The sequence below is a fragment of the Shewanella sp. Choline-02u-19 genome (assembly GCF_002836205.1).
Taxonomy (GTDB): Bacteria; Pseudomonadota; Gammaproteobacteria; order Enterobacterales; family Shewanellaceae; genus Shewanella.
Map to the genome: position 1 here is coordinate 47,712 of NZ_PJBE01000011.1, position 15,497 is coordinate 63,208.

General features: G+C 43.0%; 21 protein-coding genes. 12 read left to right on the plus strand and 9 right to left on the minus strand.

What is annotated here, in order from left to right:
* The first annotated feature begins 164 nt into the window (after positions 1-164).
* Positions 165-1,028: a YicC/YloC family endoribonuclease gene (locus tag CXF83_RS01580; protein ID WP_101089348.1), complete on the plus strand. Its 864-nt coding sequence runs from the start codon at positions 165-167 to the stop codon at positions 1,026-1,028.
* A gap of 201 nt (positions 1,029-1,229) precedes the next feature.
* Here the strand turns inward: CXF83_RS01580 and CXF83_RS01585 are convergent, their stop codons facing one another.
* Positions 1,230-2,000 carry a DUF1223 domain-containing protein gene (locus tag CXF83_RS01585; RefSeq protein ID WP_101089347.1) on the minus strand — a complete coding sequence of 257 codons (771 nt, stop codon included), beginning with the start codon at positions 1,998-2,000 and terminating at the stop codon, positions 1,230-1,232.
* 77 nt (positions 2,001-2,077) lie between these two features.
* On the opposite strand from CXF83_RS01585, the gene CXF83_RS01590 reads away from it, so the two are divergent.
* Positions 2,078-2,353, plus strand: a complete 276-nt coding sequence (locus tag CXF83_RS01590) for a Rho-binding antiterminator (RefSeq protein WP_101089346.1) — start codon at positions 2,078-2,080, stop codon at positions 2,351-2,353.
* Here CXF83_RS01590 and CXF83_RS01595 read toward each other — a convergent pair.
* A complete protein-coding gene (locus CXF83_RS01595; RefSeq protein ID WP_101089345.1) occupies positions 2,337-3,827 on the minus strand; it encodes a Na+/H+ antiporter NhaC family protein in 1,491 nt (496 codons plus the stop codon). The genes CXF83_RS01590 and CXF83_RS01595 overlap by 17 nt on opposite strands.
* Positions 3,828-4,006: 179 nt before the next feature.
* Between CXF83_RS01595 and CXF83_RS01600 the strand changes: the two genes are divergently transcribed.
* Positions 4,007-4,210 carry a cell division protein ZapB gene (locus CXF83_RS01600; protein ID WP_101089344.1) on the plus strand — a complete coding sequence of 68 codons (204 nt, stop codon included), beginning with the start codon at positions 4,007-4,009 and terminating at the stop codon, positions 4,208-4,210.
* 240 nt (positions 4,211-4,450) lie between these two features.
* Here CXF83_RS01600 and CXF83_RS01605 read toward each other — a convergent pair whose 3' ends face one another.
* From CXF83_RS01605 to CXF83_RS01630, 6 genes are all read right to left on the minus strand, one after another.
* Positions 4,451-4,663, minus strand: a complete 213-nt coding sequence (locus CXF83_RS01605; RefSeq protein WP_101089343.1) for a DUF1107 domain-containing protein — start codon at positions 4,661-4,663, stop codon at positions 4,451-4,453.
* Positions 4,664-5,029: 366 nt separating this feature from the next.
* The gene (locus tag CXF83_RS01610) at positions 5,030-5,641 is read right to left on the minus strand and encodes a thiol:disulfide interchange protein DsbA/DsbL (protein WP_101089342.1); all 612 of its coding nucleotides are present in this window, start codon (positions 5,639-5,641) and stop codon (positions 5,030-5,032) included.
* Between the two features lie 123 nt (positions 5,642-5,764).
* Positions 5,765-6,799 carry a serine/threonine protein kinase gene (locus tag CXF83_RS01615; RefSeq protein WP_101089341.1) on the minus strand — a complete coding sequence of 345 codons (1,035 nt, stop codon included), beginning with the start codon at positions 6,797-6,799 and terminating at the stop codon, positions 5,765-5,767.
* A 47-nt stretch (positions 6,800-6,846) separates the two neighbouring features.
* Positions 6,847-7,152: a DUF3630 family protein gene (locus CXF83_RS01620; protein WP_101089340.1), complete on the minus strand. Its 306-nt coding sequence runs from the start codon at positions 7,150-7,152 to the stop codon at positions 6,847-6,849.
* 61 nt (positions 7,153-7,213) lie between these two features.
* Positions 7,214-7,507 carry a hypothetical protein gene (locus CXF83_RS01625; RefSeq protein WP_101089339.1) on the minus strand — a complete coding sequence of 98 codons (294 nt, stop codon included), beginning with the start codon at positions 7,505-7,507 and terminating at the stop codon, positions 7,214-7,216.
* Between the two features lie 112 nt (positions 7,508-7,619).
* Complete coding sequence (locus tag CXF83_RS01630; protein ID WP_101097963.1) at positions 7,620-8,408, minus strand: hypothetical protein; 789 nt, start codon at positions 8,406-8,408, stop codon at positions 7,620-7,622.
* A 348-nt stretch (positions 8,409-8,756) separates the two neighbouring features.
* Between CXF83_RS01630 and CXF83_RS01635 the strand changes: the two genes are divergently transcribed.
* From CXF83_RS01635 to CXF83_RS01670, 9 genes are all read left to right on the plus strand, one after another.
* On the plus strand, positions 8,757-9,152 hold the full coding sequence (locus tag CXF83_RS01635) for a nitrous oxide-stimulated promoter family protein (RefSeq protein ID WP_101093386.1): 396 nt from the start codon (positions 8,757-8,759) through the stop codon (positions 9,150-9,152).
* A 220-nt stretch (positions 9,153-9,372) separates the two neighbouring features.
* Positions 9,373-10,590 carry a SpoIIE family protein phosphatase gene (locus tag CXF83_RS01640; RefSeq protein ID WP_232774999.1) on the plus strand — a complete coding sequence of 406 codons (1,218 nt, stop codon included), beginning with the start codon at positions 9,373-9,375 and terminating at the stop codon, positions 10,588-10,590.
* Positions 10,591-10,602: 12 nt separating this feature from the next.
* Complete coding sequence (locus CXF83_RS01645) at positions 10,603-10,935, plus strand: STAS domain-containing protein (protein WP_101093387.1); 333 nt, start codon at positions 10,603-10,605, stop codon at positions 10,933-10,935.
* 13 nt (positions 10,936-10,948) lie between these two features.
* On the plus strand, positions 10,949-11,287 hold the full coding sequence (locus CXF83_RS22750) for a nucleotidyltransferase family protein (protein ID WP_232775000.1): 339 nt from the start codon (positions 10,949-10,951) through the stop codon (positions 11,285-11,287).
* Positions 11,271-11,528, plus strand: coding sequence for a sugar phosphate nucleotidyltransferase (locus tag CXF83_RS22755; RefSeq protein WP_232775001.1), 258 nt, complete (start codon positions 11,271-11,273; stop codon positions 11,526-11,528). The genes CXF83_RS22750 and CXF83_RS22755 overlap by 17 nt, the downstream gene beginning before the upstream one ends.
* 92 nt (positions 11,529-11,620) lie before the next feature.
* Complete coding sequence (locus CXF83_RS01655) at positions 11,621-12,070, plus strand: ATP-binding protein (RefSeq protein WP_232775002.1); 450 nt, start codon at positions 11,621-11,623, stop codon at positions 12,068-12,070.
* Between the two features lie 60 nt (positions 12,071-12,130).
* On the plus strand, positions 12,131-12,481 hold the full coding sequence (locus CXF83_RS01660; protein WP_101097965.1) for a hypothetical protein: 351 nt from the start codon (positions 12,131-12,133) through the stop codon (positions 12,479-12,481).
* An 11-nt stretch (positions 12,482-12,492) separates the two neighbouring features.
* Complete coding sequence (locus tag CXF83_RS01665; protein WP_101093389.1) at positions 12,493-13,770, plus strand: glycosyltransferase; 1,278 nt, start codon at positions 12,493-12,495, stop codon at positions 13,768-13,770.
* Positions 13,771-13,857: 87 nt separating this feature from the next.
* Positions 13,858-14,184: an Hpt domain-containing protein gene (locus CXF83_RS01670; protein WP_101093390.1), complete on the plus strand. Its 327-nt coding sequence runs from the start codon at positions 13,858-13,860 to the stop codon at positions 14,182-14,184.
* A 270-nt stretch (positions 14,185-14,454) separates the two neighbouring features.
* Here CXF83_RS01670 and CXF83_RS01675 read toward each other — a convergent pair whose 3' ends face one another.
* The gene (locus CXF83_RS01675; RefSeq protein ID WP_101093391.1) at positions 14,455-15,495 is read right to left on the minus strand and encodes a hypothetical protein; all 1,041 of its coding nucleotides are present in this window, start codon (positions 15,493-15,495) and stop codon (positions 14,455-14,457) included.
* Positions 15,496-15,497: the final 2 nt, after the last annotated feature.

A 15,497-nucleotide genomic window follows, 5' to 3' on the forward strand; every position in this document is an offset into this window, starting at 1 on the left:
GGTAATTTGGCTGCATATTATAGGGACATGTGAGCCAGTATGCTATCTGAAAAATAAAACTCATCTTAAAATCCCGATAGTAAATTAAGGCTAGATCCTGCACCTTCATGCTAATTGAGTATATAATCACAACTCACTTAGACGAACTACACTGGAAATTATTCATGATCCAAAGCATGACAGCCTATGCTCGCATTGAGCACAAAGCAGATTGGGGCACCGCCTCTTGGGAAATCCGTTCCGTTAACCAGCGCTACCTAGAAACCTACTTGCGTTTACCAGAACATTTCCGCAGCTTAGAGCCAGTGCTTAGAGATCGTCTTCGTAAACGTTTAAACCGCGGTAAAATTGAAGTTAACCTGCGTTATGACCTCAATGAAGGTGATAGCAGCGAACTGCAACTCAATAAAGAACTCGCTAAGCAAATTATCAACGCCGCTAATTGGGTAAAAGATGAAGCTAAGCAAGGCGAACTCAATGTCGTTGACGTGCTGCGTTGGCCTGGTGTGATGTCTAGCTCAGAGCAAGATATGGACGCCTTAGGTAAAGATCTATTGGGTGCATTCGACTTAGCTATCGATGAATTTATTGAAGCTCGTGGCCGCGAAGGTGAAGCAATCAATACTATGTTGCAAACTCGTCTCGACCAAATAGTGGAGCAAGTTGCCGTGGTTCGTGGTCATATGCCAACGATTATGCAATGGCAGCGCGATAAGCTTACTAACCGTTTAGCCGAAATCACCGGCGAACTTGATCCAGCCCGTATGGAACAAGAGATGGTATTAATGGCACAAAAAATGGACGTTGCCGAAGAGATGGACCGCCTTGACGCACACGTTACCGAGACACGTCTCATCCTTAAAAAAGGTGGCGCACAAGGCCGTAGACTCGACTTTATGATGCAAGAGTTCAATCGTGAATCAAACACCTTAGCCTCAAAATCTATCAGCGCAGACGTCACTGCTGCTGCAGTAGAGCTTAAAGTGCTTATTGAGCAGATGCGCGAGCAGATCCAAAACGTTGAATAGGGTTTAAACCATATCCCTATCAATTAGAGCCTTGCATATGCAGGGCTTTTTTATTAACTCTATATTCAACATATTGTCTAAGGGCTCTAGCTAGCGAGTCTTAATATTGAAGGCAAAACAGGTATACCGCTCAATGCTATCTAACAAGTCTGATTGAGTCGCTGACACCCGATATCGATTATCGCTTTTAATATTCTAAAGTCACTCAGCTTCTAACCAAGCCGCAACGGCCTGCACTGGTTGATCTCTTTGTTCTATCCACGCCACCCAAGCAAATTGCTCAGCCGTCCATGACTTGGTATCAATACGCTCAATTTCTGCTGTAAATGTACTTTGCTGCCTTCTATTCGATTTAATCACTTGATGACTCAGCACAGTAAAATCATGCTTCAGTTGTTTATTACGATTCTCACCGCGTTTAACCTCCGTTTCCAAGCCTGCCCCCACCAAAGCCAAGTGCAGCTCAATAGGTGCACTATTGCCTGTTTGGTTATCGAAGCTAGCGGTTAGTTGCAGGCCTTCAATAGAAACAGATAATGCTCCGACTTCCGGTTGTACTTTGCTAAAGACATCCCCTAATTTACGATCAAACCAACCCCGCCACTCTTGGCCGTTAATGACAAACTGCGGAGTGTAAACCTGGCCAATGTGCTTGGCGTTAAGATGATCATATTGCCGCTGACTAAAAGTTTTCGCTGCAAAAGGATCTTTCCAACCGATGTAATCCCAGTAAGTGACATGAAAAGCAATGGGGAAGTATTTATGCCAAAGTTCGGTCTGTTTGCTAAATGCAGACAGCCAAGTCTCTGCCGGAGGGCAACTACTGCAGCCTTGTGAGGTGTATAGCTCAATAAAGTATGGGCGGGTCGTCGTGCTTGTCTTATTAAACTGAGTCAACGTTTGCGCGGCCGCAGTGGTCATAACCAATAACGATCCACATAAAACAGCTACAACAATAGAATTCATTAACATTAGCTAAATCTCCTTGGCTTTCTACAATAGACCTAGCCAAGAAGAAAAAGCATTCACTACTAATTTTAGAGGTACCTATGCAGCCCTACATTACCGTTAATTGTCATTGCCATGATTATTTAGAATTAGCTTGCATGAGAGGCTATCAATTAAAAATTGAGTTACATAATAAAGCGCCACTAACTGCCCAGGCAGTAACCTTAGTCACTAAGGCTGACAAAACGGAATGGCTGATAGTAAAACAAGTCGTTAAGCAAAATAATAGCCTCAACGAAATACGCTTAGATCAAATCATCGCGATAACGCCCATTGATACCGCAGCCGATTTTAAGCGTATTACGATTGCGCCTTAGCCACCTCAACTTGGCTACCGCGAGTCCCTCGATGATAAAGAGCAAGTAGTAGCAGTGCAGCGAGCAGAACGATACACCACGACCATATCGGGTCTACCTTCAAGTTAATTAACTGAAAGCCTAATAACGCACTAAAGGCCGCAATCAACGCAAAAGGAAGCTGGGTAACCACGTGCGCGTGAGGCTCACAGCCCGAGCTGGTAGCACTAATCACACTGGTGTCTGAGATTGGAGAGCAATGGTCTCCAAATACTGATCCGGCCATCACCGCGCTTAATACTGGCAGCATCAAAGTCGAATCAACGGCGACAGCAATCTCGGCTCCGATGGGGATCATAATGGCAAAAGTGCCCCAACTTGATCCTGTGGTAAACGCCATTACAGCGCAGAGGATAAAGGTACCTGCGACTAACATATTGCTTGAGATAAACTGTTCTGCCCAACTGGCTAATAATTTAGCCACGCCTAAATCAGCAATGACGGCGCCAATCATCCAAGTGAATAGCAAAATGGATATTGCAAAACTGATGACCTTCATTCCCGCAAACATGTCCACCACAAGCTCCTGAGCTTTGCGACCAGAGAGCTTCAGCATAAAGACGGCAATAGTCATTGCTAAAATACAAGCATCGCGCATGGCAGCGCCAATATCAGCCGAAGTGATCCACTGGCTAATATCCGCTGATTGCGAATTAGATGCGCCTGACCATAACGTTAAAGCCACCGATGCAATCAATAGGCTTGCCATAGGAATGCCCAATAACCACGGATTACCCGCTTCAACCTCTGCAGATTCTGGTTCCGTTGTTGCGGTATAGGTAAAGCCAATACCAAACCAAGCCACCAATAGCGACAATATAATCACGGTAATCGCGTAAAAGTTGAGCTTTGCTATTTCAATAAAGGATTCTAGCGGCGAGAGAGGCAATAGCGTAATACTCGCCAAAATCGCCATGACATAAGGGCCCCAACTGGAGAAGGGCAACAATGCACACAATGGCGAGGCATTTGAGTCAACAAGATATGCTATTTGCTCTTTACTCATGCTATATCGTTGACTGAGAGGTTGGCATACATGACCCACCGCCAGACAACTAAAGATACCATCAATAAAAACCACCCACCCCAGCACAACAACACCGACCCGCGCCTGACGACCGCTTTTAATTCGGTGATATAGCCAATCAGCAAATGATTTTACCGCGCCGCCTCGGGCAAGCAGCTGTGTCATCATACCCAGTAACACCATCGCGGCCAGCACGTTAAGGTGCCAAGCTTGCCACTGCCCATCAGCATAAAATTGCATCCAAGCTTTTGACGATAAATATACAGTTGTATTAACAGGGTTAAACGCGCTGATAATAAGTGCACCTGAGATAATACCAACGCCTAAAGCCACAAGTGTACGTCGTAAAACTAAGGCTAATACTAAGGTTAAAACCAACGGAGTCAGCATTAAGATATTGCCTAACATGGCTGCAATTCCTGTAGAAATAAAGAGATGGATACTAACGAGTTAGTCACAAGTACAAAAAAAAGCCACTCTCACAACTTTTATCGTAAGATTTTGCTTCATTTAGCATAATTAACTATTCACTAAGACCCCGTCGCTGCTAGAATCGGAGCTATCATCATGCTACCAAAGGGACTCCCATGAGCCTTGAACTATTGTCAAAATTGGAAACAAAAATCCAAGCAGCACTTGAAACTATTGAGCTACTAAGAATGGAGCTTGAAGAAGAGAAACAGTCGAGCACAAGTTTGACAGAACAAAACCAACTGTTACAACAAGAATTGAACTCTTGGAACGAAAAAGTAACAGGTTTAGTTGGTCTGCTTAACGAAGAGGTTAGCTAACCTTTCTTAGGTGAGTTTACGTAATCGTTATTTTTGCAGTTGTGTCGCTAAGTAAGTTCACATAGCGACACCTGCGAAAATGATTACTACGAATACAGCTGGTGCGGCCAATCAAGGTCAGCCCTCGCCTTCTTTGCTGCTTCGTATGGAACTGCGAGCATCTGCTTTAACGTTCTAAGTCCGCTACTCGCAATAAAACCATGTTGCTGTTTTACCGATTAACAATGCATAAAGCCGTTGTTATGCCGTTTGCATGTCACTATTTTGTGTTTCAATTAAGCCATTGAGTTCCAATATAGCTTGTTTAACTTTAGGTAAACTTTTCCTTGGTAATAAAAATCGTCCTTTATCAAATTCAATTCGACCCAAATCTTTTACCCAGATCACTCCAGTTAAAAAGATGCGCGCATGTTTAACGATTAGCTTTGGTGCATAGACAGGAAAAACTCTCACTAGACCTCCCCACAACGTTGTTTATTGTTATCTGTGTTGCTTCGACAGGTGTTTTACCATGAGAGTTTCATTAAATCGAAAATTAATTTGTAAAGAATTGAATCAAATTTAAACAACTTATAAATTCTCATCCCAATCAAGCACCTAAATAGCATCGTCATCAAATTGTCGCTTGCCAATTTTTTGACACCCTGTTAACGTTTAGGGGTTACTCAGGGTAACGTTGAGCTTTTTAGCTCCGTAGCCGTGCTTCTTGCGACCAAGAAGCACGGTTTTTTTATGCCCGTAATACGAGGTTAAATATATCCCCACGAGCAGACACAAAAAAAGGAGCGCTAGGGCTCCTTAATATTTTCGAGGTCGTATTTACTTCATTGTGGTCAGGTAGTACGCGATATCAAGTAGTTCGTCGTATGATTTGATTGCACCTGTTTCAACACGGTACTTACCATTGACAACCAGTGCGGGTACACCAGATATTTTTGCATTCTCAGTCGCACGCTTCATGTTCGACATTTGAGCACTCACCATGAATGAGTTTGCAGCAGCATCGAAGGCTTTACCGTCAACACCATTAGCCACAAAAATCGCTTTTACATCATCACGGTTAGTAAAATGCTGTTTCTTGTCATGAATGGCTGAAAAAATTGCAGTTTCCATTTTCTCATCAACTTTTAACTGATGCGCCACAGCAAAAGCACGAGACATTTCCACGCCCATGTTGCCATTGATAAAATCAACATGGTTTTGCTTAAAGACAACACCTTCAGGCAAGCCAGCTTTAATTTTTGGCACTTCTGACTTGGCAAAGTTATAGCAATGTGGACAATAAAAAGAGAAAAACTCGGTAATTTCAGGCTTTGCCGTTGCAGGCCCTTGATTAATGACAGTGTAATGTACGCCTTCTTTGTAATCTGCAGCCATTGCAGCCATAGGCGCAACTAATAATGCAAATGCGACCAATAATGCTTTTTTCATGTGGATTCCTTGGTGATGCTAAATGCATCTTTAATAATTTTCACAATAACATAATGCCCTTTCGAGTCGACCTCAAGCGCATAAGTTCATTTTTCTGTTACAAAATGCGAGTTTTAATATAATTTAATATTGTGGCATTAAACTCAGTGGTGGCTCATCAAGTGCGGCAAGTTGCTCTTTAAAAGCTAAAATTTGTTGTTCCCAGTATTTTCCTTCAGCAAACCATGGAAAATTCATTGGAAATGCAGGGTCTGCCCAACGACGACTTAACCACGCATTGTAATGCAACATTCTCATCGCTCTTAAAGGCTCAATAAGTTGTAGCTCTCGAGTATCGAACTCACAGAACTCTTCGTAGGACTCTAACAACACTTCTAGCTGTAAAGTCTGTTGCTGCCTATCACCTGCAAGCATCATCCAAAGATCTTGTACTGCGGGCCCCATTTTCGCATCATCTAAGTCAACAAAGCCTGGACCATCAGGCGTCCACAATATATTGCTTGGGTGTAGATCACCATGAAGTCGAATATTGCGGTACTTTTGTGGCTGCCACATCGCGCTAGATTTCTCTAAGATTTGCTCAACCACGGTAAAGTAAGGTAATGCTAAGCTTTTGGGAATATGACCCGACTCTTTTAGCCACTTAAGGGAATCATCACCCAGCAGCTGCGGCGACATAGTATCGCGATAGACAAAGTCTGCCTGTTTCGAGAACTGGTGAATGCGACCGATAAAACGGCCAACAGACTCTAACTGTTCAAGGTTATCAACTTCAAATGCTCGCCCACCAATAGAGGGAAATAGCGCAAACCTAAATCCTTTATACTCATGTAAAGATCGACCATCAACAATTACGGGAGTGGCAATAGGCACTTCTTGCTCCACCAGCGCAGCAGAAAAGTCATGCTCCTCTTGGATCTGTTGATCTGACCATCGCTCAGGCCGGTAGAACTTCACCACATAGCGCTGACCGCTATCACAACGGAATTGATAGACGCGGTTTTCGTAACTATTGAGTGCCAGTAAGCCCGTTTCAGGATATATGCCTAACGTTTCAATGGCGGTCAAAATAAGATCCGGCGTCAACGCTTGGTAATGAAATGCTGAATCTTCATCTACAGCGGCTATCGCTGTCTTAATCGGCTCTATTCTATTCATCTATAAATGCTCTAGCTAAAGGTGACTCGGTGTAACTCAGGCTAATGTTATGCTTGCGCCACAATGTAAGACTGCATCAATTCGGCTAGATAGACCAGCACATCGAACTCGTCTTCTCTCTCAGTTGAAAGCCAACATATGTCGCCATAAAATTCATAATGAAGTTGTAGGTGGGTGCCTTCAAACTCCAATAACCATTGATGCCTATCTGCTCCCCATTGTCTCTCTACGACCCTGCAATCAATCGCCGCTGCAAAAGGTTCAGCAAATTGGGCAAACAGCTCAAAATCAATATCTGCTTGTACCGACAAGCTCAAGGTTTGACGATCTAACGTAATAGCATTTAGTTTCATCTAGCTAACTCTCGTGACTCTTTTGTATGGGGTGTACTTGTCGAACGTTATCGAATTCCATTTACTCGGCAGACGATATCTGGCTTTGACAAACCAATGTTTTACCATCGGCAACACACAAATGGCCACACACATAATCGGCATTTTTATCGTCACTCAGGCGCAGTAAACCTTTGCCTTTGGCATGACATTGATCAACCGACGCATAGTAACCACTTATAAAATCTGCAGACTGCTCGACACTCGGCTTTGCTGCCGCGCTAGGATAATAGAGCAATGTCCACTCTGGAGAGTCAGTGCATGCTGTTAAACCAAAAGATAAAAATGAAATGAAGCACACTAAACGCAATTTCATGCTGAAGATCCTTTAAATAAAAAAAGGCGAACAAATGTTCGCCTTTATCGTAAGCAATTTAGCTTATTCTACACCGCTTCGTCAGCGATTGATGAACTTTACTGACATCGCTTTATTTATTTGCTTTGGCTTTAGCCTTGTCAATCCGAGTAACACGGCCCTCAAAGCCGGTCACTGTACCATCACTAACATCATGTTTAATCGCTGTTTTACATATCGCGATAGCCGCATCAAACTCACCATTGTCGTTGAGCAAGGTCGACATGTGCATTAGGCCAATCCCTTTGACTTCAGCATCTGGATTATCAGTCTTAGTTTCAGCAGCATAAACGGTAAACAGTGCTGTATATCGCTTAGATAAGTTTGCACCATACGTTACATATTCAGCTTGTTTACGTTGCTTATAACACTCCGCAACAGTCGAAGACATTGCAATATATTTTGCCGCGGTATCTGTGGCAGCGTCAGTATCGGCTATAGCCTGAGTTAACTTAGCATTTGCCCAAGCAACATCAACCTCTGCGGCTTTTGGCTCTGGCTCTGGCTCTGGCTCTGGCTCTGGCTCTGGCTCTGGCTCTGGCTCTGGCTCTGGCTCTGGCTCTGGCTCTGGCTCTGGCTCTGGCTCTGGCTCTGGCTCTGGCTCTGGCTCTGGCTCTGGCATGATTTGAACAACCTCCCCTTCAATATCAAGCTTTTTATCAATACTCGCCCCTTCATCAGACGAGCTCGACAATTCAGCCGTCGCATCTGGAGTCACGTCTTTAACTTCGGGCTCAACGGCTTCGTTTTCAGCTCGTTCATCCTGAGCTTCTTTTTCATTTTCTTCATTTGCTAATCGCTGAGTACGCTTATAGAGATAAACGCCTATTATAACGAGCAAAATAATGGCAATTACTTTCATTGTGTTCCACCAGTGGTTGGCCAGAGACTCATATGTGAGTCTTGTTATGCATTTTAAAACGCGTAAAAATAGAACGTTATTATTAATGCATTCTCTTTCATACAATCAAGTATTTATATCTCTTTTTTAACCGGGTATCAAAATTAATGCACTATATTGGCCAAAATAGCTCAAAAGACAGCTTTATGAGCAAAATCTCAGCCTATTTTTACAAAACAGCTATCGATAAACCTAATCGTGCTTAAAGCGCTATTTTGTGCGCACCTTCAAATTTTCAAGCATCCGTTTTGTTTGTCGCGCTCTAGACTTTTATGATGTCAATAACCCAGTAACTGACTAAGGTATACCATGGCTTTCGAACAACTTTTAAGTGGCAAATTGCTTAGCGAGTTTAGAACCATCGTTGCTATGGTCGAAATCTATTGCAAAGCACACCATGAAGGCGGTAATGCTGGCTTATGCCAAGACTGCCAAGATTTTACTGAGTATGCTCATACCCGATTAGATAGATGCCCTTACGGACAAGATAAGCCGACATGCAACAAATGCCCGGTGCATTGTTATAAACCCCATATGAAGGCCAAAGCCAGAGAGATAATGGTCTATGCTGGCCCTAGAATGTTACTGCCACATCCGATTATGGCAATAAGGCACCTGTTATCTGAACGTAAAGACGCACCGGTAAAACCCCCTGTAGAATGTTCAAATCGGCACCATAGAATCAAAGTTAACATTAAAGATTAATGCCTTTTTAAGGCAAGCGCTAAAGTAAAGCTCCTCAAGATATTTACAGCCCCATATTCATCTAATTTTAAAGAGATACAATAATAGCGCGCACGATAACTTTAAATAGTATCGTGCGCTTTCTTGTTGGATCAGAATTTCACTACTAGACTTTTGCAAAGTAAACGGACTTATTTGAACAACGGCGCATTGTAGATGCCGCTCGTTAGGAACGTTCAGCATGGAGACTGCCACTTTGACGAAAGAGATCCTCCTCGTAGAAGACAACAAAGTCATGCTGTTGATGATGTCGCAAATGTTAACTTCTCGTGGCTATCAAGTCGTTACCGCTAAGCATGGTTTAGATGCACTCACTCAACTAGACTCGCATCCCAATATTCAATTAGTGCTCAGTGACTGGATGATGCCCCAGCTCAACGGCATTGAACTCTGCTATCACCTTAAGTCCCCCCAATATTGCCGCTACATATTCTTCGTACTGCTCTCTGGCCGCGATGATAAAGACTCCATTGTTGAAGGTATCAACGCGGGGGCCAATGATTTTGTAGCAAAAGATACCAATATCAATGAACTAGATGCGAGACTCAAGGCAGGGTTCAGAACATTAGAGCTGCACAACCAACTCGTTGCCAAGAACATTGAGCTCGACCGAGCCTACGCAACCATTAAACAAGATTTAGAGTCTGCCAATGATCTCATTCAACGTATGCTGCCTGAGCAAACCCATTTTAAAGGTGCTGACATTAACTACACCCATATTCCCAGCGCACAGATTGGCGGCGATATGCTTGGCTGTATGCAGTTAGATGAAGAGCATATTGCTGTCTACTTATTTGACGTCGCGGGTCACGGCGTCACCTCAGCCTTAATGTCTTTCTCGATTCAGCAAAGTATCAGCTCTAATTCAGGCACCGCCTCGAATGTAAAATGCAAAAAAGACACCGAGCCCTTTTATAGCCTTATCGAGCCAAGCGAAGTCATTTCACACCTAAATCAAAGCTATATAAGCCAAGATCAAAACAACCTTTATTTCACGATGGTGTACGCCGTGCTGAATACTAAAAACGGGTTACTTTCTTACTCTTTTGCCGGACACCCACCGATGATCTGGCTACAGAAATCAAAGAGTCACTGTGAATTTATAGAACAAGACAGCTTTGTTGCAGGCATGTTCGACTTTGCAGACTACCACACAGACCAAGTGCAACTTCAGCCCGGTGATAGAGTTTTCCTCTATTCCGATGGGATAACAGAAGCAGAAGATCAACAGAAAAACCAATACTCTGAAGCGGGGTTAAAACAGCTCGTTCTAACACTAAGTAATGAGCCTAGCGGCACACAGACTGACACCATTGTCACCAGAGTCAGTGCTTGGAGTGGCGCAATGCAGTTTGATGATGACATAAGCCTGCTTGCCCTTGAATGGCAAGGCGAATAAAGAGGAAATATTATGCAATTTGATATTATTGAGAAAGGTCAATACACCATAATTCAAGTGAACGAAGGCAGATTTGATGCAAAACTGGCTCCCGCATTCAGAGAGCAGATAGCGCTAATCAAAGGTAATATCCGCGAGCAGTTAGTCCTTGATTTAGGTCAAGTTCGCTTTATGGATAGCAGTGGCCTAGGCGCTGTAATGGGTGCTTATAAAATGCTCAGCAACATCAAAATTAGTATTGTGAATCCACAAAAAACGGTAATCGATCTTCTCAAGCTAACCCGTATGGATAAGCTCATTCTAAGCCATCCAACCATTGAAGATGCGCTGGCTTCAACCGCTTAAAGAGGTAGATGTTATGAAAGGAATGATTCTCGCCGCAGGAAAAGGCACTCGTATTAAGCCAATATCTTACACAATTCCAAAGCCAATGCTCCCTATACTCGGCAAATCAGTAATGGAGTCTATGAACCAATTATCCGCTAAGAATGGAATAGACAAAATAAATATCAACATCAACCACTTAGTCGGAATTATTGAAAACTATTTTGGAGGCACCCACCATTTCAACGTGCAGCTTTCCTATCCATATGAAGCAACTGAAGTTAGCTGTAAATTTGTCAGCCAAGCGTTAGGCTCTGCTGGGGATATGCGAAAAGTACAAGATCCACGGAGGTGTTGTGACAAACAAATATGAGCAAGTGGTTAGCTTTCAAGAAAAACCACTAGAGTCAGAAGCTCTTTCTAACAAGATTAATACCGGCATCTATATCTTCGAGCCTGCCATTTTTGATTTTATTCCTAAAGACATAGAATTCGACATTGGCAGCGACCGGTTCCCTCTACTTGTAGAAAGAAAGGCACATTTTTATGCCGTTAATATGGACTTTCAGTGGCTAGATGTCGGTAAAGTCAAAGATGTTTCGGAAATATTTTAAACGGCAAAGTAAAGGGCTATCCCATTCTGGGGACACAGCTGGCCCCTAAAGCTAATCCCGTGCCGCTACAGCAAGTTAAATAAGGTTAGTTTATGGACGTGAACACAAGGAAGTTTCACAAAGAATATCTCAGTAGTTTAGAGGCTTCTAGAGAAGTCGCTGATGACATAGTGCCTTACTGGAATAGCCTAGGGCTTGATGAGTCAATAGTCGGTCAAATGGAGCTTTGCCTGGTTGAAGTCGTTAACAATGTTTTTGAGCACGCCTATGGCAATAATGAGGGTCACAAGTTTGAAGCGACTTCGTATCTGACCAATACCAAAGATCTTATCGTTGAGATCTCTGACTTTGGTCAATCCATACCTCATGGTGTTCTTGAAGAGTTACTCAAAACGGACTTTATTGAGCCCCTAGCAGATGATCCCAAAACTTGGCAGCAAAGCCGAAGAGGACTGAAGATCATTCTAGAACTGTCAGACAAGTTAGAATATTTTTCGCACCAAAATCGCAATACCTTAAAGCTACAACGTAGCGCAAGCTAACCCAATACCTAACCACTTTTCAGTCGACAAGACCCGACTTAATGCTACCGGAAGATGGAAATGTGCCTTATCGTACCGATAAAAATTAGTGCACCAGCCACAATTAATGAATGCATCAATGATCCGATGGATGACAGGCATATTTGGGCCGCGACTCAACCTCAGCTTAAAGAGACCACTAGCGTCTCCAACACGTCTTCACAAGAGAGGACTAAGCCAACGAATCGGCTTCGCATTATTAACCAAACACAAGAATTGAAAGTAGAGTCATTGCAAAAACCACAGATTGAACCCATTCCGCTGACGAAAGAAATAGCACCTTGCTGTTTTACCAATCTATTACTACATTTTAATAAGCTTGATGTTAGTGCTGTATCAGCACTCAAGCGCTCAGGAAGAGTTAATCAATGAAAGGATTCATTATGAGAATACACAAAGAAGATCTCGAACAAATTTGCCGCGCCGCGAGCAACCAATTTGACTTAACTGAATCCTCCCACCAAATTAGCCTACTCGAGCTGGCCGACTCTCTATTGGATCTAAAATACACCTCTCCAGCGCAACTTGTCGCATTAGCACAAAAAGAAGATTGCCCACTGGCATTTAAGTTAGCCGTTAAGCTGGTGCAGTCGCGCAAATACTTACGACAGATAAACACTCCTATCTCGATTGGTATCGTCTTTGCCATGTGGGGGGAACATCATCGTCTACTAGAAAAAAGTGCCACTAATATCAATGGTGAAAACTCATTGCTGACTAAGGTGACCCAACTGATGTGGGCGTGTAAAGGCACCAAAGTGGACTGGCATTTATACCCCGTTGATGATGGCTGTCCTCACGGCAGTTTCGATATTGCTAGCCGTATTGCCAATCGCAGTACCCAGCCAGAGAAAATATCCGTACTCAACCTCAAAGATGGAATAAGTAACAACCATGGCCCTTTAGCCACACTCAATGATGTTGATGATTCTAGAAAAGGCGGCGCTATCATTTATGGTTGTATGCAAGCCCTCTCTGATGGTGTTGATGCGGTTATTTATACCGATGCTGATAACTCTGTCCATATGGGGCAACTCGGGCTAATACTGGCGCCTTTTGTGGCAAATAACTCTCAAGTTGTGCTCGGAAATCGTAAAGATCCCCGATCTATTGTGGTCAAACAAGAACAACGCTGGGGGATCGGTATTAAAACCCTCAGACACATGCAAAGAATGGTTGCTTCACCCATTTTTTCCAAAGGTATTCACGACACTCAAGCCGCTTACAAGCTCTTCAGCCGTGAGGCACTGCAGCATATTTTAATGAAACCCAGCGTATTTGACTTCTCATTCGACACTGATTGGATTCTAGCCGCGATGCAACACCAACAAAGCATTGCCACCGTTCCTTTCGTCAGTATTGACTCCGCCGCCGAATCAGCCTCTATCATCCAAGGGCCAATGAGTACTTGGTTAATTTTATTAAAAGGTTTAGTCAAAGCGCTTCGAGCAAGAGGTGCTGATTACAACAAAGAGATGGCTCAGTTAATTGATAACGAGGTACAAACGACTGAAGATTTAGAGCGCATTATTGATTTACTTCCAGATGAGCTCGTAAATGCAAAAGATGATGAATTAGGTGATGTTCAACTTATGAGCCCTAAAGCATTAGCGTCTTGGCTAGCTAAGGTTAAAGCTAAGCAACTCATTACCACCGCTTAACTGCGCCTGTATGCCAATATTTGACTCACTGACACCTCATATCAAACACCCGGTTTCAGTCAACAGATAAAAGCAAAGGATGTAACAATGATAGAGGTTAATGAATTAAGAGCGCTATGTGGCGACGATGACTCCATGGTGAAAATGCTACTCACCATTTACTTAGAAGAATATGGCGAGAGTGATAGCATACTCAAGAATCGTTTCTCCAGTGACGATGTCGACGGCTTGTTTCAAATATCCCATGAGCTTAAAGGTATGTTTAGTAATTTATGTGCCAAAGAAGCAATGACATTAGCTCAAGTAATCGAATCCAGCTCTCAAGCAGGATCACTTCCTGACCAAACCGCAATCAACGATTTATGTGGGAAAATAAAAGAGATTAACCAGCAAATTGAAAGGATATTGCAATAGGTCCTACATTGCGACGACTCATATTGAAGAAAGAGCATACTCCATATCGCAGTGTGCTCTTTCGCTATATTGAGCACTGTTAACGGTCAATAGAATCACAGAGAGTCCCAAGCCTTATATTGAGTGCGAGTTATTCCTAATAATGCTTATCAAGTATTATTTAAAACAGTTTCTGACGATCAATCCTCTTTTGCTCTACACCCTTGAGCTCTACCACTGAGTCTTTTAATAGCATCAGCGTATATAAGCTTTACGAACTATTATCCATAATCAAAACACAAAATTAACCGTGAGACTCAGTAAGTCGACATCATCTTTTTCAGCATATACCAGTGGTGAAGTGACAAACTGTGCTCGATTACCCGGTTCGTGTGAAAAGATAGATTGCATCTCAAGATTCAGTGAAAGGGTCGAAGTGGCATCGTAACGAAGTCCTAAAGTCACTCCTTGACTTTCTCTAAGCTCGTGACTCTCGGCATATACTAAGTAAGGTGTAAAATCATCGAGTGCATAACCGACACTGGCATACCAATTAATTTGCAGCTCGTCATATTCTAACTCCGCCATCCACTGCCAAGCATCCAAACTGTACTCCGCTCCCACAGTGTAAACATTAAGTTTATCGGTGGTTGGGGAAGGTCGTTGAATATACTGTGATTGCATAAATCCTGTATGAATCCGATAATTAAAACCAATTAAATCAATGTACAAACCCGTGATATAGTCGGTATCGAACTGTAATAAAGTGCCTCCCAACTCCACCTCATTAAGTCGCTCAAACCCATAGTAAGGCGAGATAGTGAGCGATATTTCATCCGATATTTCATATTGCCAAGCCAAAGAAATACCGTCGTAGGAGGTAAAGCCCAAAATAGCATCGTAAACCTCTTCTGGCGGTCGCGCCCATGTATAAGCCTGGCCAACATAATAAAATTCAGAGACGAGAAATAACGGTAAACGCAGTCGTCCTGCCCGCACTTCAAAATCAGCAAACTCATAGCCTAAATATGCCCACTCCAGTTCTGGATCGCTCCAGTCATCTTGGGTACGTTTAACCACTTGAGCTGATGCGTTAACCCCCTCAAAAATATCAATATCAAGTTGTAAGCCAAACAAGGTATCGCAGTCATAACAAATTTCATCGCTAATCTCGCGGCTAATAAATAACGGGGTTTTATTGTCTGTTTTGCTGATCGACGTCGAACCAAAACCACTCAGCAAAATGTTATCTGTAAGATCTATTCCCGCTTCTGCATTTGCTGTAATGCCTAAGCTCAATAATAAAATACTGTACTGACGGTTTAATAACATGG

Excerpts from the sequence above, each read along its gene's own strand:
- CXF83_RS01580 (WP_101089348.1), top strand. The coding sequence starts at position 165 with ATGATCCAAAGCATGACAGCCTATGCTCGCATTGAGCACAAAGCAGAT.
- CXF83_RS01585 (WP_101089347.1), bottom strand. The coding sequence starts at position 2,000 with ATGTTAATGAATTCTATTGTTGTAGCTGTTTTATGTGGATCGTTATTG.
- CXF83_RS01590 (WP_101089346.1), top strand. The coding sequence starts at position 2,078 with ATGCAGCCCTACATTACCGTTAATTGTCATTGCCATGATTATTTAGAA.
- CXF83_RS01595 (WP_101089345.1), bottom strand. The coding sequence starts at position 3,827 with ATGTTAGGCAATATCTTAATGCTGACTCCGTTGGTTTTAACCTTAGTA.
- CXF83_RS01600 (WP_101089344.1), top strand. The coding sequence starts at position 4,007 with ATGAGCCTTGAACTATTGTCAAAATTGGAAACAAAAATCCAAGCAGCA.
- CXF83_RS01610 (WP_101089342.1), bottom strand. The coding sequence starts at position 5,641 with ATGAAAAAAGCATTATTGGTCGCATTTGCATTATTAGTTGCGCCTATG.
- CXF83_RS01615 (WP_101089341.1), bottom strand. The coding sequence starts at position 6,799 with ATGAATAGAATAGAGCCGATTAAGACAGCGATAGCCGCTGTAGATGAA.
- CXF83_RS01620 (WP_101089340.1), bottom strand. The coding sequence starts at position 7,152 with ATGAAACTAAATGCTATTACGTTAGATCGTCAAACCTTGAGCTTGTCG.
- CXF83_RS01625 (WP_101089339.1), bottom strand. The coding sequence starts at position 7,507 with ATGAAATTGCGTTTAGTGTGCTTCATTTCATTTTTATCTTTTGGTTTA.
- CXF83_RS01630 (WP_101097963.1), bottom strand. The coding sequence starts at position 8,408 with ATGAAAGTAATTGCCATTATTTTGCTCGTTATAATAGGCGTTTATCTC.
- CXF83_RS01635 (WP_101093386.1), top strand. The coding sequence starts at position 8,757 with ATGGCTTTCGAACAACTTTTAAGTGGCAAATTGCTTAGCGAGTTTAGA.
- CXF83_RS01640 (WP_232774999.1), top strand. The coding sequence starts at position 9,373 with ATGGAGACTGCCACTTTGACGAAAGAGATCCTCCTCGTAGAAGACAAC.
- CXF83_RS01645 (WP_101093387.1), top strand. The coding sequence starts at position 10,603 with ATGCAATTTGATATTATTGAGAAAGGTCAATACACCATAATTCAAGTG.
- CXF83_RS22750 (WP_232775000.1), top strand. The coding sequence starts at position 10,949 with ATGAAAGGAATGATTCTCGCCGCAGGAAAAGGCACTCGTATTAAGCCA.
- CXF83_RS01655 (WP_232775002.1), top strand. The coding sequence starts at position 11,621 with ATGGACGTGAACACAAGGAAGTTTCACAAAGAATATCTCAGTAGTTTA.
- CXF83_RS01660 (WP_101097965.1), top strand. The coding sequence starts at position 12,131 with ATGTGCCTTATCGTACCGATAAAAATTAGTGCACCAGCCACAATTAAT.
- CXF83_RS01665 (WP_101093389.1), top strand. The coding sequence starts at position 12,493 with ATGAGAATACACAAAGAAGATCTCGAACAAATTTGCCGCGCCGCGAGC.
- CXF83_RS01670 (WP_101093390.1), top strand. The coding sequence starts at position 13,858 with ATGATAGAGGTTAATGAATTAAGAGCGCTATGTGGCGACGATGACTCC.
- CXF83_RS01675 (WP_101093391.1), bottom strand. The coding sequence starts at position 15,495 with ATGTTATTAAACCGTCAGTACAGTATTTTATTATTGAGCTTAGGCATT.